Origin of the sequence: Priestia sp. YIM B13551 (genome assembly GCF_042787905.1) — a bacterium.
Classification (GTDB): Bacteria; Bacillota; Bacilli; order Bacillales; family Bacillaceae_H; genus Priestia.
This window is the reverse complement of record NZ_JBHZOX010000001.1, coordinates 1,765,268-1,780,150: the sequence shown is the minus strand read 5'-3', so window position 1 is coordinate 1,780,150 and position 14,883 is coordinate 1,765,268. Positions and strand designations below refer to the sequence as shown.

At 41.1% G+C, this 14,883-nt stretch carries 14 protein-coding genes; 12 read left to right on the top strand and 2 right to left on the bottom strand.

Annotated features, from left to right (window positions below; translation table 11 throughout):
* The 4 genes from ACFX4N_RS09025 to ACFX4N_RS09010 all read left to right on the top strand — a co-directional run.
* Window positions 1–712 (top strand): NAD-binding protein (locus tag ACFX4N_RS09025; RefSeq protein ID WP_377261243.1); only part of this gene is annotated, 712 nt, incomplete at its 5' end.
* A complete protein-coding gene (locus tag ACFX4N_RS09020; protein ID WP_328251383.1) occupies window positions 709–2,148 on the top strand; it encodes a four-carbon acid sugar kinase family protein in 1,440 nt (479 codons plus the stop codon). The genes ACFX4N_RS09025 and ACFX4N_RS09020, both read left to right, overlap by 4 nt.
* A gap of 106 nt (window positions 2,149–2,254) precedes the next feature.
* The gene (locus ACFX4N_RS09015; protein ID WP_057238872.1) at window positions 2,255–3,613 is read left to right on the top strand and encodes a GntT/GntP/DsdX family permease; all 1,359 of its coding nucleotides are present in this window, start codon (window positions 2,255–2,257) and stop codon (window positions 3,611–3,613) included.
* 140 nt (window positions 3,614–3,753) lie between these two features.
* A complete protein-coding gene (locus tag ACFX4N_RS09010) occupies window positions 3,754–4,233 on the top strand; it encodes a competence protein ComK (protein ID WP_328251382.1) in 480 nt (159 codons plus the stop codon).
* A gap of 100 nt (window positions 4,234–4,333) precedes the next feature.
* Here ACFX4N_RS09010 and ACFX4N_RS09005 read toward each other — a convergent pair whose 3' ends face one another.
* Window positions 4,334–4,825: a sigma-70 family RNA polymerase sigma factor gene (locus tag ACFX4N_RS09005; protein ID WP_328251381.1), complete on the bottom strand. Its 492-nt coding sequence runs from the start codon at window positions 4,823–4,825 to the stop codon at window positions 4,334–4,336.
* 464 nt (window positions 4,826–5,289) lie between these two features.
* Between ACFX4N_RS09005 and ACFX4N_RS09000 the strand changes: the two genes are divergently transcribed.
* From ACFX4N_RS09000 to ACFX4N_RS08980, 5 genes are all read left to right on the top strand, one after another.
* On the top strand, window positions 5,290–6,036 hold the full coding sequence (locus ACFX4N_RS09000) for an SGNH/GDSL hydrolase family protein (RefSeq protein WP_328251380.1): 747 nt from the start codon (window positions 5,290–5,292) through the stop codon (window positions 6,034–6,036).
* A 377-nt stretch (window positions 6,037–6,413) separates the two neighbouring features.
* Window positions 6,414–8,828 carry a nitrite reductase large subunit NirB gene (gene nirB / locus ACFX4N_RS08995; RefSeq protein ID WP_328251379.1) on the top strand — a complete coding sequence of 805 codons (2,415 nt, stop codon included), beginning with the start codon at window positions 6,414–6,416 and terminating at the stop codon, window positions 8,826–8,828.
* Window positions 8,829–8,846: 18 nt separating this feature from the next.
* Entirely contained in the window at window positions 8,847–9,173 is a 327-nt protein-coding gene (gene nirD / locus ACFX4N_RS08990; protein WP_013055862.1) for a nitrite reductase small subunit NirD, read from the top strand.
* A gap of 71 nt (window positions 9,174–9,244) precedes the next feature.
* Window positions 9,245–10,015, top strand: coding sequence for a uroporphyrinogen-III C-methyltransferase (cobA, locus tag ACFX4N_RS08985; protein WP_328251378.1), 771 nt, complete (start codon window positions 9,245–9,247; stop codon window positions 10,013–10,015).
* Window positions 10,016–10,039: 24 nt separating this feature from the next.
* On the top strand, window positions 10,040–10,876 hold the full coding sequence (locus ACFX4N_RS08980) for a formate/nitrite transporter family protein (RefSeq protein ID WP_328251377.1): 837 nt from the start codon (window positions 10,040–10,042) through the stop codon (window positions 10,874–10,876).
* 215 nt (window positions 10,877–11,091) lie between these two features.
* On the opposite strand, the gene ACFX4N_RS08975 is transcribed toward ACFX4N_RS08980, so the two are convergent.
* The gene (locus tag ACFX4N_RS08975; RefSeq protein ID WP_025749520.1) at window positions 11,092–11,418 is read right to left on the bottom strand and encodes a cyclic-phosphate processing receiver domain-containing protein; all 327 of its coding nucleotides are present in this window, start codon (window positions 11,416–11,418) and stop codon (window positions 11,092–11,094) included.
* A 462-nt stretch (window positions 11,419–11,880) separates the two neighbouring features.
* Between ACFX4N_RS08975 and ACFX4N_RS08970 the strand changes: the two genes are divergently transcribed.
* The 3 genes from ACFX4N_RS08970 (at window position 11,881) to ACFX4N_RS08960 (ending at window position 14,858) form a co-directional block, all read left to right on the top strand.
* Entirely contained in the window at window positions 11,881–12,858 is a 978-nt protein-coding gene (locus tag ACFX4N_RS08970; RefSeq protein ID WP_013055865.1) for a carbohydrate kinase family protein, read from the top strand.
* Between the two features lie 414 nt (window positions 12,859–13,272).
* Window positions 13,273–14,136: a GRP family sugar transporter gene (locus tag ACFX4N_RS08965; protein ID WP_013055866.1), complete on the top strand. Its 864-nt coding sequence runs from the start codon at window positions 13,273–13,275 to the stop codon at window positions 14,134–14,136.
* Window positions 14,137–14,399: 263 nt separating this feature from the next.
* Entirely contained in the window at window positions 14,400–14,858 is a 459-nt protein-coding gene (locus ACFX4N_RS08960; protein WP_328251376.1) for a VOC family protein, read from the top strand.
* Window positions 14,859–14,883 lie beyond the last annotated feature (25 nt).

The following is a 14,883-nucleotide window of genomic DNA, read 5'->3' as shown; positions in this document are numbered from 1 at the left end:
GATGCTTCCGGCTTCACATCATGTAAAAAGCGTGGTACTTGGAGAAGAAGGGTTAATTCATAGCGCAAAAGAAGGAAGCGTTATCATCGATATGAGTTCGATTTCTCCGGTAGCATCAAAAGAAATTGCGGCTGAGCTTGCACAAAAAGGAATTCAGATGCTAGACGCTCCGGTTAGCGGAGGAGAGCCAAAAGCAATTGACGGCACGCTTGCTATTATGGTCGGAGGAAATGAACATATCTTTGAAAGCGTTTCACCTATTCTTCATGCGATGGGAGCAGAAGTAACGCTTGTTGGTGACAACGGAAGCGGCGTAACGGCGAAGCTTGCAAACCAAGTCATTGTAAACTTAAATATCGCAGCGATGTCTGAAGCACTTGTACTAGCAGCCAAAGCAGGCATTGACGTTGAAAAAATGTATCAAGCGATTCGCGGCGGATTAGCTGGAAGCGCTGTATTAGATGCAAAAGTGCCGCTTATTTTAGACCGCAACTTTGTAGCAGGCGGACGCATTGATATTAACTTAAAAGATATGACAAACGTGATGGAAACGGCTCATGACATTGGCGTACCGCTTCCGCTTTCAAGCCAGCTTGTGGAAATTTTCCACGCGTTAAAAGTAGACGGAAAAGCAAGCGATGATCACGGCGGAATTGTACAGTACTATGAAAAATTAGCAAACGTTGAAGTGAAAAAGAAGGTGGAAGCATGATTAAACAGCAGGAAAAACGTCTTGTAAGCGATGTGTTTAAAAACATTCCAGCGGTCGATGAAGCACTTGTACAAAAAATGCTTGATGAAGAGCTTCTGACGTTCAACCAAAAAATCATTGTGCTGGATGATGATCCAACGGGTGTTCAAACGGTTAACGGCATTTCCGTCTATACGGACTGGAGCAAAGACAGCATTAAGCAAGGGTTTTTAGAAGAAAATTCAATGTTTTTTATTCTAACAAATTCCCGCGGATTTACCGCATCTGAAACGGAAAAAGCGCACACGGACATTGCCGCTGTTATTACAGAGGTAGCAGGTGAACTGAATAAAGAGTTTTTAATTATCAGCAGAGGTGATTCGACTCTTCGCGGTCACTATCCGTTAGAAACAGAAGTGTTAAAGAAAACGGTCGAACAGCACTCCAATCAAGTGCTTGACGGCGAAGTGATTTTTCCTTTCTTTAAAGAAGGCGGACGATTCACCATTGATAACATTCACTACGTGCAAGATGAAGACTACTTAGTGCCGGCAGGAGAAACGGAGTTTGCAAAAGACCGTACGTTTGGCTACAGTAAATCTCATTTAGGCGAGTGGGTAGAAGAAAAGTCCGAAGGGAAATTCAAAGCAAGTCATACGACGTATATTTCGCTCGGGAGCATTCGTGCACTTGATTTAGTGACGATTACAAATCAGTTAATGGAAGTGAAAGACTTTAACAAAGTCGTTGTGAACGCAGTAGATTATGTGGATGTAAAAGTTGTGACGATTGCGCTTCTTCGCGCGATGAAGCTTGGAAAGCACTTTATGTATCGAAGCGCTGCGGCTCTAACAAAAGTGATGGGCGGCGTGAGCGACAAAGACCTGTTAACAAAAGAAGAGCTCATTAAAGAAAAGTCATCAAACGGCGGATTAATTATGGTTGGTTCGCATGTTAAAAAAACAACAGAGCAGTTAGAAGAATTAAAGAAATGCAGCTTCATTGAATTTATTGAATTTGATTGTCATCTTGTCTTAGAACCTGAAAAGTTTGAAGAAGAAGTGAATCGTATTATCAATGAAGCAGAGAAGCTGATTTCTAAAGGTCAAACGGTAGCTGTGTATACAAGACGCGAGCGCTTAGATCTTGGCGAAGGGAAAAAAGAAGAAGAGCTTAAATTATCGGTAAAAATTTCAGATGCGGTTACAAGCATTGTTCGCCGTTTAAACGTTCGTCCAAACTTTATCGTCGCAAAAGGCGGCATTACGTCAAGTGATATTGGCGTAAACGGCTTATCTGTAAAGCGCGCGACGGTTGCTGGACAAATCAAGCCGGGTATTCCGGTATGGGTAACGGGAGAGGAAAGCAAGTTTCCGGGCATTGCGTACATTATTTTTCCTGGAAATGTTGGAGCTAAAACAACGCTTCGTGAAACGGTTGAATTACTAAGTAAATAGAAAGAAGTGAACGTATGATGGACGTTCACTTTAGAAAATATTTGAAAGCGTATACATTATTTGGATGTACGTACATGAAAAATGGTCACACTAAGGGGATGAACATATGAATTCAGTATTCGGATTAAGTCATGAAGCAAGTCTTTTGCTGTATGCGATTGTATCGATTGTCGGACTAATCTTTTTAATTGCCAAATTTAAAACAAATCCGTTTGTAGCACTAATTGTCGCGGCTTTGTTTATGGGTCTTATTTCAGGAATGAAGCTGCCTGATATCGTAACGGCTTTCCAAGAAGGAGTAGCGAGTGTCTTAGGATTTATCGCGATTGTTCTTGGTCTTGGAACGATGTTAGGTAAAATGATGGCAGAGTCAGGCGGAGCCGAGCGTATCGCCCGCACGTTAATTAACGTATTTGGTGAAAAGAACGTACACTGGGCAATGATGGTTGTAGCGGTTATTTGTGGTATCCCGGTCTTTTTCCAAGTTGGGGTTGTATTATTAATTCCGCTTGTGTTTGTAATTGCCAAGCATACGGGTACGTCACTTATTAAAATTGGTTTATCGTTAATTGCCGGCTTAGCCGTTGTTCACAGTTTAGTACCTCCGCATCCAGCAGCGATGCTAGCGGTAGATATTTTTAAAGCAGATTTAGGTAAAACGATTTTGTATTCATTAGTTGTGGCATTTCCAGCTGCAGCCGTGGCAGGTCCTATTTACGGATCGTTCATTTCACGCCGCGTTCACGTAGAGCCAACGGGTGAAATTATGGAGCAGTTCACAGAGTCAAAGCATAAAGATCTTCCTGGCTTCGGGATTACGTTATTCACGATTTTACTTCCAGTACTATTAATGCTTTTAGCAACGATCACTGGGTTTGTTTATCCAGAAACAAGTACAATTCGCTACGTAACAAACTTTATCGGAAGTCCAATTGTTGCGCTATTGATTTCGTTAGTGTTTGCTTTTTATTCGTTCGGTTTTGCAAGAGGATACAACAAAGATGATTTATTAAAATTCACAAACGAATGTCTTGGACCCGTTGCTTCGATCATTTTAATCATCGGTGCAGGCGGCGGTTTTAATAAAATTTTAACAGCAAGCGGTGTAGGTGACGCGATCGCGGGATTTGCTCAAGATGCACATCTTTCTCCTATCGTGCTAGCATTTGTGATTGCAGGGTTAATTCGTGCAGCAGTTGGTTCGGCAACAGTAGCAATGACAACAGCAGCAGGTATTGTCGCACCAATTGCAGCAACCATGCCAAACGTAAGCCCAGAGCTATTGGTGCTAGCAACAGGCGCAGGTTCTGTGATGCTGTCACACGTAAATGATTCTGGCTTCTGGTTGATCAAAGAATTCTTCAATATGTCAGTGGCTCAAACGTTAAAAACGTGGACAGTGATGGAAACGATTCTATCCTTTGCGGCGTTTGCGATGGTTCTTATTTTAGACATTTTCATCTAAGAGAAAAAGCGCTGGTTTCAGCGCTTTTTTCTTTGGATATAAAATATATTCAAAATATTTCAAATAATGAGAAAAAAAGACTAGATTTTTCCCGTTTCGATAGTATAGAATAGTTATAAAGTAGCAAAGGGGGTAGATGTATGACAAATGATGAAAAATATCAAATTGGTTTGACGACAAAAGCATTGATTCCAGTGAATGATCCTATTCACCGCACAAAGGTGCTAGATGAAGCAGGAGAATACATGCTAAGCAAGACGTGTAAGCAATTATTAGAAGAAGCGTGTATTCGAGAATTAAGTACGTTTAAGGGATCGATTGCCGCCGTTCGAAAAATGTTTCCGTACAAACAGCTTACGCCGCTTGTTATTAATCGTTCACAAGCCATCATTGCGTTTCCTACATCTTCGCCTAACGACTATAGCTGCGCTTGGATTTTTGCCTCTCATGTTCATACTTCACACACGCTTGCTACAGTTAATCCAACCTCTATGCTAATTCACTTCAAAGACGGAACGTTCATTCCAGTAAAACTTTCTTATTATAGTTTAGAAAAAAAGCTGGCTAGAGCAGCTGTTATTCGTAATTACTGTTTAGAAAGTCCGGTTGTCTTGGCATAATGCGTTCGTTTTATCGAATAAACTTGTCCTACATATGAACAATCGTTTGGACTACACATATGCACGGAAGGAGGAAGCTTATGATAAGCTTCCTCTTTTTTTACTCCTGAAGAAGCGAGGCTTTTAGCTTTTTGCGAGCTGCTTTTCCCCAGTTTTTAACGGCTCCCGTGGAGACTCCGTATTTATAGGCAATATCTTTATACGAGTAGCCTTCTAGCAGATGTTCGATTACATAGATTTTTTCTCTTCCCGTTAAATGTTCGATATGCTGCCTGATGATTTCACTTTCTAGCGGAACGGGAAGAGCGGGATCTTCGTTTAGTGAAAGCAAGTTCTGCTCAGCCAGTGTTTCACGTTCTTCGTATAAAATGGTGCCTTTTAAATGAGAAAGGATCGTACCGCGCACGGTTGTGTAGGCATAAGCAGAAAAAGATCCTTTGTTTTCGTCAAATTTTTGATATGCTCTCCATAAACCAATCAACGCAATTTGATAATATTCGTCGTAGTCTTTGTAAATATGAAATTTTTTAATCATCGACACAATTAATGGATGAAAAGATGAAGCGACTTGATCAAACGAGCTTTTTTGCATGTGGCATTCCTTTTTCAAAAACGCGTTTTTGCTGTATTCCGCCGGTATCTCTACTGTACAAGGGGAAGATCACCTGTGCGAATGAACGTACATTATGTTTTCTTTTTAAGAAACGTGACGTAATTTCCCCGGAAACTTCACGTTTCGCTAGGAAATATGCGAAGTATCTGTGTATTTGTAGAGATTTTACGTACGAAAGGTCCCCCATTCCAAATTCTACTAATCTATAATTATTTTTATATCGATGTAGCAACTCTACCATCACCGCTCTTTGGTGATGGTAGAGTTGCTAGACCTATCCGGATGAGCCCCTCCCTTGCGGGCTGGTCCCATCCGGATAGGTGGACCTTTTAGGGCAGATTCAGTGAAGTATTTTTGTGTTCGTCCATTTGTTTATTTTGTTGAATGTAAGTTTGGTGGGTAGAATATAGTTGGTTTTTGAAAACGGGTAAAGGGGAGATTGAATGAAGGCGATGGTTGGGGTAAATGTGGCGGCGGCTGTTTTGTGCGGGGCGGTGATGTATGCGGGGACGCAGCACTGGCAAAAGCAAACGGAAGCGCAGGCAAGTGAAGTAAAAACTGCTGTTGTACATAAAGAAAAACAGTTTTCCGATGTATCTGCTTATACAAAAAATCTTCCAGACTTTATTACAAAGCAAATTGAGTCATCTATCGCAAATAAAAAGCCTCTAATTCTTGTAATTGCCACATCCGCGAAGGAAGCAGGGTGGCCTCAGCAGTTAGAAAAAGAGCTAGCAGCTACGTATGGAAGTGATGTATTTACGGTTAAAACACTTTCATACGGCAACCAAACAACGGATGAGCTTTTATCCTCACATATTGCCGATCAAATTGATCAACTTCAGCCAAACATTATTCTGTTTGAAGCGCCTCTTAAAAATGATTATCAGCACCTTACGCTAGATGATACGCTTGAAAATACAGACAAGTTGATTCATCAGCTTAAAGACTTGAAAAAAACTCTTATGATTCAGCCATCACAGCCATATATTTCACAAACTGAGTCCTATGAAGAAGGAGTAGAAGCGATCAGGGGAGTCTCTGAAGCAAACTGGGTATATTATATGAATCACTCGCTCATTTGGCCCTTTCATTTAGGAGAGTATATAAATAAAGACAGCGGTAATTTAACGAAAAAAGGAAATGAAGTGTGGGGAGAGTACGTTGTGAATTGGTTTACGGGAAAATAAAAAGACAAGCCCTCTTTCGAAAAAGGGGGCTTGTCTTTTTATAGTTTTTAGAACCAGACTATCAAACTATTGATCATTTTTTGTGGGAGTGATTTTTATCATAGCCCAGGTTATTTCTTTTTGTTACATTAACGTTGTGAAAAATATCACAAAATAAAATGCAAAGGATGATCCAAATTAAAACGTAATTAGACCACTTATTTTTTTTGCTTGCTGTTAAAGCAATGGAATCGCATACATATCATAACTGTGTTAGATAATCTAACACATAAGTTGAACGATTCAGAAAATTCATATATCTTAAGTATATCTTTAAAGATGTATAGGGAATATATCTTTGAAACAAGCAGGTATAGACGCCAGGGGAGGAATGGAAGATGCAAAAAAAGAAACTCGTATTGATTGGAAATGGGATGGCTGGAGTTCGAGCGATTGAAGAAGTATTGAAGGTTTCAAGGGAAGCGTTTGAAATTACGATTTTCGGAAGCGAGCCGCATCCGAACTATAATCGTATTTTACTATCAAAAGTGCTGCAAGGAGATACGAATGTTGAAGACATTACGCTAAACGATTGGAACTGGTATCAAGAAAACAATATTACATTATATACGGGCGAAACGGTTACTAGTATCGATTCGATAAAAAAAGAAGTAGCGACAAACAGCGGCAGAGTAGAATCGTATGATGAATTAATTTTAGCAACGGGTTCTCTTCCTTTTATTCTTCCAATTCCGGGATCAGATAAAAAAGGAGTGACGGCTTTTCGAGATATAAAAGACACGGATGAAATGGTGCAGGCATCTCAGCAATATAAAAAAGCAGCGGTTATTGGAGGCGGACTGCTTGGATTAGAAGCAGCGCGCGGACTGTTAAATCTGGGAATGGACGTATCTGTGATTCATTTAGCTCCGTATTTAATGGAACGTCAGCTTGATCCAACAGCCGGCAAATTGCTTCAAAACGAATTAGAAAAACAAGGCATGAAGTTTTTGCTTGAAAAACAAACGGCGGAAATCGTTGGGGATGAGCGAGTTGAAGGATTATCTTTTAAAGACGGGACGTTTTTAGAAGCTGATTTAGTCGTGATGGCCGTTGGAATTAAGCCAAACGTTCAGCTTGCAAAAGAAGCGGGACTTAACGTAAACCGAGGAATTGTCGTGAATGACTATATGCAAACGGACATCCCAAACATCTACGCCGTTGGAGAATGTGCAGAGCATAGAGGAATGGTATACGGACTGGTGGCACCTCTGTATGAACAAGGAAAAGCATTAGCAAAAGCGATTTGCGGGGCAGAAAAAGTGCCTTATGAAGGATCGGTTTTATCCACCCAGCTAAAAGTATCAGGTGTTGAAGTGTTCTCAGCAGGAGACTTCACGGAAGATGAAGAGAAAAAAGCGATCAAAGTGTTCGATGAACAAGACGGCATTTATAAAAAGCTTGTTCTGCGAGGGAATCAAATCGTCGGAGCTGTTCTTTTTGGAGACAGCAGCGACGGAAATCGACTGTTTTCAATGATACAAAAGCAAGAAGATGTATCGGATGTCGCGAAAGTTTCGATTTTACAGCCATCTGGCGGTAACGCGGGTGAAAGCTTAGTAGCAAGCATGAGCGCGGATGATATTATTTGCGGCTGTAACGGCGTAACAAAAGGTACGATTGTGGAAGCTATCCAAAAACAAGGATGCTCATCGGTTGATGAAATCAAAGCTTGTACAAGTGCTTCGCGTTCCTGCGGAGGATGTAAGCCGCTTGTAGCGGAAGTGCTTCAGCATACTCTTGGCGCTGACTTTGACGCGGCGGCTCAAAAAGAAGCAATTTGCGGCTGTACGACTCTGTCACGAGATGAAGTTGTCGAAGAAATCAAAGCAAAAGGACTTTCGCATACGCGTGAAGTGATGAATGTACTTGGCTGGAATAATGAAGAAGGCTGTTCGAAATGTCGTCCGGCGCTAAACTATTATTTAGGTATGGTGAATCCAACCGGATACGTTGATGAACGCGAATCACGATTTGTGAATGAACGCATGCACGCCAATATTCAAAAAGACGGCACGTATTCTGTTGTTCCTCGCATGTACGGAGGCGTCACAAATGCGGAAGACTTACGACGGATTGCAGATGTTGTTGATAAATATGAAATTCCGCTCGTAAAAGTGACGGGTGGTCAGCGTCTTGATTTGTTTGGTGTTAAAAAAGAAGATTTGCCTAGCGTATGGGAAGAGTTAGATATGCCTTCTGGCTACGCGTACGGTAAGTCGCTGCGAACGGTGAAAACATGCGTCGGCGAACAGTTTTGCCGCTTTGGAACGCAGGATTCAATGGGCGTTGGCATTGCGCTTGAGAAAAAATTCGAAGGACTATGGACACCTCATAAAGTAAAAATGGCTGTATCTGCTTGTCCGAGAAGCTGTGCTGAGTCAGGTATTAAAGATATTGGCTTTATTGGAATTGACGGCGGCTGGGAAATTTACGTGGGCGGAAATGGAGGTACGCATCTTCGCGGAGGAGATTTGTTGTATAAAGTAAAAACAGATGAAGAATTGATGGACATTACAGGAGCTTATTTGCAGTATTACCGAGAAACTGCTAATTATTTAGAGCGTACGTCTGCATGGATTGAGCGCATGGGACTTTCGCACATTCAGTCAGTGCTTGATGACGCTGAAACGAGAAGAGAGCTGAATATGCGTATGGACGAAGCGTTATCTACGTACCGTGATCCTTGGAAAGAAATCGTCGAAAGTAAAAAGACGAAAAAAGAGCTGTTTGAAACAGTTGTCACATCATAAAGCTGGGGGGAAATAAAGATGGTGAATAAAAACATTACAAAAGTATGCGTAGGGTCGATTCATGATTTTCCGGTAAGCCTAGGTAAAACAGTGAAAGTAAACGGAAAAGAAATTGCAGTGTTTAAGCTATCAAGCGGAAAAATACGGGCAATTGAAAATCGCTGTCCGCATAAAGGCGGGGTGCTCAGTGAAGGAATCGTGAGCGGCGACTCGGTGTTCTGTCCGATGCACGACTGGAAAATTTGCTTGCATGACGGCAACGTGCAAGAGCCTGACAGCGGATGTGTAGACACGTACGAAGCGTCTGTTGAAGGAGATTTACTGTATCTTTTAATTGAAGAATAAGTACCGTGGCGCGTTGATTTTCAACGCGCCATAAAAATTCAAGGGGACACATTAAAAGGAGCGAAGCAAAAATGAGAACAGGAAAAGTGTACATTGTAGGAGCCGGACCAGGAGATCCAGATTTACTAACGATAAAAGCAGCCAAATGTTTAGAAAAAGCAGATGTTATTTTATATGACCGATTAGTGAACCCTGTTCTTCTTCAGTATGCAAAAGAAGGAGCCGAACTCGTCTACTGCGGGAAAAAGCCTGGTGATCACTGCGTTTCTCAAGAAGATATTCATGATTTGCTTGTATTCTACGCAAGAAAAGGAAATACCGTCGTCCGGTTAAAAGGCGGAGATCCGTTTATTTTCGGAAGAGGCGGTGAAGAAGCAGAAGTCCTTGTTCAGCATAGAATTCCATTTGAAATCGTTCCGGGTATTACAGCGGGAATTGCGGCGCCGGCGTATGCTGGAATTCCTGTCACGCATCGTGAGCTGAGCCGTTCGTTTGCCGTTGTGACGGGACATTGTCTGAGCGGCAAGCCGGAAAGTATTCGCTGGGAGCATTTAGCAAAAGGAGTTGATACGCTTGCGATTTACATGGGCGTTAAAAACTTGCCTTATATTTGCCGTCAGCTTTTAGACGCCGGAAAAAGCGCGGATACGCCGGTCGCTCTTATTGAACAAGGCACGTCGGTTTATCAGCGCACGGTTACAGGTACGCTTGGCACTATCGTAGGCGTAGCCTCGGAGCAGCAAGTGAGCAATCCCGCGATGATTGTGATTGGTGAAGTGGTGAAGCAAGCTTCTGCTCTTTCTTGGTTTTTGGAAAAAACAGAAGAAAAAGTATGCGTCTAAGATGAATAAAAGGAGGAAACACTTTTGTTTAAGAATTCACTGCAGTCAATGAATGAGTTAGCCCGTGAAAAGACGAAGCTTGTGAATGATCATTTGCCGAGTTATTTGCTGTTAGCTGTGCTAGCGGGTGCTTACGTAGGACTTGGCGTTATATTAGCTCTATCGGTAGGAGCGCCTTTAGCCTCTGCTTCTTTACCGGTCGTTTCTCTTGTGATGGGGTTATCTTTTGCTGTTGCTTTACTGCTTGTCGTATTTGCAGGAGCGGAATTGTTTACCGGAAATCACATGGTGTATACGGTGAGTACGCTATCGGGAGTCACCACATGGAAAGATACGTTTAAAAACTGGACGTGGTGTTTTATCGGAAATGCGATAGGTGCGTTTGGGCTTTGTTTGTTAATTACCGGAACCGGTTTGTTTAAAGGAATTGAACCGGATCATTTACTTATGACGCTGGCAGCTAAAAAAATGCATTTGCCGGTCAGTGAATTATTTTTTCGCGGCATCCTTTGCAACTGGCTTGTTTGCCTGGCAATTTGGACGGCTGCGCGTACTAAAAGCGATGCGGCAAAGATCATGCTTATTTTTTGGATGCTGTTTGCATTTGTTGCTTCAGGATACGAGCACAGCGTGGCAAATATGACGTTTCTTGGTCTAGCTTTATTGCTTCCGCATTCTGATGCGATTTCGGCTGCTGGACTATTTCATAATTTAATTCCTGTTACGCTCGGAAACATCGCAGGGGGAGGACTGTTTGTAGGAAGCCTCTACTGGTTCGTGAACGCTAGGCAGCTAAAAGAAGCTAAAAAACAGCCGGCTGCTCTCTCAGCTGACTTGGATTCTGCTAAACTGTCTAAATAGCAAAAAACCGCTCTTTGTACCATATAGTCTGCTTTTTAAAGCTATCATCACGGTATTTTAGAGCGGTTTCTTCTATATAATATAAACTGCTTAAAGCGTATTCACATCTATACGTATCGAACAAGCAGTATCGTTCTTCATTTTATAGAAACAGGATGTCTGTGAGAATTGAATCGGACAGATTCTGTTGAAATGAATGTGTGAGGGTGCAGGTATCATCGAAGAGGCAGAGGGCATCTTAGAATTTTAATGTTGTTTGGCATTTTATGCTCTTTTTGAGCGTCCTTAAAGCAGTTGTACATTGCTTTGCTGCCTGAATGATTAGCGGAGTGAATCGTAATTCGATCGGCATATAAATGATGCTTTACCATAAAATGCACGAGCATTAATCCATTCCGTGTCTTACTCAGTAAATCGTGATCGAGTGATAAATGTTCAACATCGAATGATCTTAGCAGATCAATACATTCATCAATCGTTTCGGCTAAAACATGACCGTCAGGGCATTTGCGATAGTCGTCTAGAAAAACATTGATTTTCATGACTGATTCTCCCTTCCTTGCCTTGTATTTAGTGTAACATACATAATGTCATATACCTACCTAAGTCTATTCGACACATTTTACTGCACTCCTTCTTAAATAGGGGTAAAAACACGAATCTTTATCATTATTTGCATATTCGCGGCGAATAAAGAGGGAATAAGGAAAGAGATGTCGAACGAAAAATGAATAAATAAACAGTTAAAACTGGACATTGCTTTTTTTATCCCTCTATCTTTATGTAAGAAGGTCATTTTAATCCCAGATTTTACAAGGGATGGAAGGGGATTAACCAATAAAAGATTGTCAGAAAAAAACTATCATTTACGATTTTTTTAAAATAAATTGGAAATTTCTCTTTACGAAAAAGATGGTTGGGACGTATAATTTGATTTAAGGATTTTTTGGAACATAGTATGACAGTATGACAATATGACAAAAAAGAAAAGTAAGGTGAATAGAATGGGTAAGTTATTTAGTATCGGTGAAGTATTAATTGATATGATTCCAGCTCAAAAAGGTCTTCAATTGAAAGAAGTGGAATCGTTTACGCGTGTGCCAGGGGGAGCGCCGGCAAACGTTGCGGCAGTTGTTGCTACATACGGTAATGAGTCAGCGCTTATTACAAAAGTTGGAGAAGATGCGTTTGGAGACTTTCTAGTAGATACGCTTCGTGAAGTAGGAGTAGGTACTGATATGGTCTATCGTACAGAAGAAGCAAACACAGCTTTAGCTTTTGTTTCCCTGCGTGAAGACGGAGAAAGAGATTTCAGCTTCTATCGTAATCCTTCAGCAGATTTATTATTAACAGAAGACGAAATTAACCCTGATTGGTTTGCAAGTAACGATCTTCTTCATTTCTGTTCGGTTGATTTAGTTGAAAGCCCTATGAAATACGCTCATATGAAAGCGATTAAAAGCATGAAAGAAAAAGGCGGCGTTATCAGCTTTGATCCAAATGTACGTCTTCCACTGTGGAAAGATCATGAGCTATGCCGTCAAACGATTTTAGAATTTATTCCTCAAGCGCACATTGTCAAAATTTCAGACGACGAGCTGTCGTTTATCACCGGCATTGAAGATGAACAGAAAGCGATTCAGTCTCTATTTACAGGTGACGTTCAAGTAGTTGTGTTCACAAAAGGAGCAGAAGGCGCAACGCTTTATACAAAACAAGCTGTCTATGAATCAAACGGTTACAAAGTAGCGGTTGTTGATACAACAGGTGCAGGAGATGCGTTTATTGGCGGATTCCTTTATCAGCTATTAAGCCGCGATGTGTCACAAGAAAACTTAACGGCTATCCTTGACCGCGACCACGATGCTATTTTGCGCTTTGCAAATGCAAGCGGTGCCTTAACGACAACTGGAAAAGGTGCGATCAGTTCAATTCCAGCCAAAGAAGTAGTAGAGCAATTTTGTAAGCCTGTAGCTAACTAAAATGAAAAGGCTTTATCTCTTCTTATTTTCAATCAGCAGAGGCGTCCGTTTCTGCTGATTGCAGATCACATAAGAGGGAGAAGCGAGCTGTGGAGTAAGAAGAAAAAATTTTTTTCTGTTTTTAAAAAATAATCAAAAAAATTTCTAGCTAAATAATAAATGTTCGTGTTAGTATAATACGAGCAGCAAGAAATAGCAGTTTTACCACTATTTATGAAAACGTTATATATTTATCGATGTAGAAAATTTAATAGGATCAAAGAGCGATCCTATTAAATTTTCTAGACCTAGACCTTTTGGGGAATATTCAAGGGAGTATAAGTGCTTGGCCCTTAGCCCTTGATAAAAGAAAAGCAGCAGGTTATTACGTATCACGTACATAGATTAGAAATAGGAAAGTAGGTTAAGAGAAAGATGGATATTTTGCTAGGTGTTCTTCCTTCCGTTGCGTGGGGAAGCATGATTTTAGTTAGTATGAAGATGGGCGGTGGACCTTACAGTCAAACGCTTGGAACAATTATTGGAGCTTTGATTCTTTCATTTGTTCAGTTTATGATTGTGCAGCCGGTGTTAACGCCAACGCTCGTTATTGTCGGAATTGTTTCAGGTTTGTTCTGGTCAGTAGGTCAAAGCAATCAGTTTAAAAGTGTTCCATACCTTGGCGTTTCAAAGTCAATGCCGATTTCAACGGGTATGCAATTAGTATCAACAGCTCTTTTTGGTGTTATTGTATTTAAAGAATGGTCAACGCTTCAAACGATTGTACTTGGGTCTATTGCGATTCTTTTAATACTAGCAGGCGTTGTGCTTTCTTCATTAGACGGTAAAAAAGAAGGGGCACAAGGGGCTCCGGGACAAACAAAAAAAGGAGTTATCACTCTTATCATTTCAAGTCTTGGATTCTTAGTTTACGTAGTTATCGCACGTATCTTCAACGTAGACGCATGGGCAGCTCTATTCCCGCAAGCAATCGGTATGTTAATTGGGGGCTTAATCATTACATACAAACATAAGCCATTTAACAAATATACGATTCGCAATATCTTACCAGGGCTAATCTGGGCATCTGGAAACATGTTCTTATTCTTATCTCAATCAAGACTAGGCGTAGCAACAAGCTTTTCATTATCGCAAATGGGTATCGTTATTTCAATTTTTGGCGGTATTGTCTTCTTGGGAGAAAAGAAAACAAAGCGTCAATTATTTTATGTATCTCTTGCGAGTGTACTGATTATTTCAGGCGGTATCTGTATCGGTCTCGCAAAAGCACACGCATAACTTATCGATGTAGAAAAACCCCCATGGCTAGAGTGCAGCCATGGGGGTTTTTCTAGACCTAAGGGTTTGAGGCACCCCTTGCGGGGTAGCCTCAAACCCATAGTCAAAGTCAAGATCAAAACCTTAGTGCTCTTCTGAATTTCAAAGCTGTATGTTCCTGTTGAGTGTTTCTCGTTCTTAAGACTGATGATTTTTCATTCTTTGTTAGGAAGCTGTTTGGTGTGAAAAGGCTTATAGTAGTAGAAAAGGATGGAGGAAAGGCTATGATTAAGAGTATTTATGAGACGCATGTGCAGGTTCGGAATTTGGAGGATTCGATTGAATTTTATAGACGTCTTGGGCTGACGTTTGTTCATAAAATTGAAGAGAGGCGCTGTGCTTTTTTCTTTGTTGGGGAACAAAAGCAGATGCTCGGGCTTTGGGAAACAAATGAAAAAGAGTTGAAAAGGAGTCATTTTGCTTTTGGAATTGAAGCAGCAGATATTCATGAAGCGTTAACGTGGCTGCGTTCAAAAGGCATTGAACCTGAAGAAACGTCGTTTGGAAAGCCGCAAACAGAGCCGATTGTTCATACGTGGATGCCGGCAGCGTGCGTGTACTTTAATGACCCTGACGGTAACCGCTTGGAATTAATTACGCTTTTGGATGATAAGCCCGTTGTATCTAAGGATTTTCCATATTTAAGTGAATGGAACAAAGAGAACCGGAGGGGATTATTTTAGCCGAAGTGAAAACGAACCATTGATC

Excerpts from the sequence above, each read along its gene's own strand:
- ACFX4N_RS09020 (WP_328251383.1), top strand. The coding sequence starts at position 709 with ATGATTAAACAGCAGGAAAAACGTCTTGTAAGCGATGTGTTTAAAAAC.
- nirD (WP_013055862.1), top strand. The coding sequence starts at position 8,847 with ATGGTGAATAAAAACATTACAAAAGTATGCGTAGGGTCGATTCATGAT.
- ACFX4N_RS08975 (WP_025749520.1), bottom strand. The coding sequence starts at position 11,418 with ATGAAAATCAATGTTTTTCTAGACGACTATCGCAAATGCCCTGACGGT.
- ACFX4N_RS08960 (WP_328251376.1), top strand. The coding sequence starts at position 14,400 with ATGATTAAGAGTATTTATGAGACGCATGTGCAGGTTCGGAATTTGGAG.
- ACFX4N_RS08970 (WP_013055865.1), top strand. The coding sequence starts at position 11,881 with ATGGGTAAGTTATTTAGTATCGGTGAAGTATTAATTGATATGATTCCA.
- cobA (WP_328251378.1), top strand. The coding sequence starts at position 9,245 with ATGAGAACAGGAAAAGTGTACATTGTAGGAGCCGGACCAGGAGATCCA.
- nirB (WP_328251379.1), top strand. The coding sequence starts at position 6,414 with ATGCAAAAAAAGAAACTCGTATTGATTGGAAATGGGATGGCTGGAGTT.
- ACFX4N_RS09010 (WP_328251382.1), top strand. The coding sequence starts at position 3,754 with ATGACAAATGATGAAAAATATCAAATTGGTTTGACGACAAAAGCATTG.
- ACFX4N_RS09000 (WP_328251380.1), top strand. The coding sequence starts at position 5,290 with ATGAAGGCGATGGTTGGGGTAAATGTGGCGGCGGCTGTTTTGTGCGGG.
- ACFX4N_RS09015 (WP_057238872.1), top strand. The coding sequence starts at position 2,255 with ATGAATTCAGTATTCGGATTAAGTCATGAAGCAAGTCTTTTGCTGTAT.
- ACFX4N_RS08965 (WP_013055866.1), top strand. The coding sequence starts at position 13,273 with ATGGATATTTTGCTAGGTGTTCTTCCTTCCGTTGCGTGGGGAAGCATG.
- ACFX4N_RS09005 (WP_328251381.1), bottom strand. The coding sequence starts at position 4,825 with ATGCAAAAAAGCTCGTTTGATCAAGTCGCTTCATCTTTTCATCCATTA.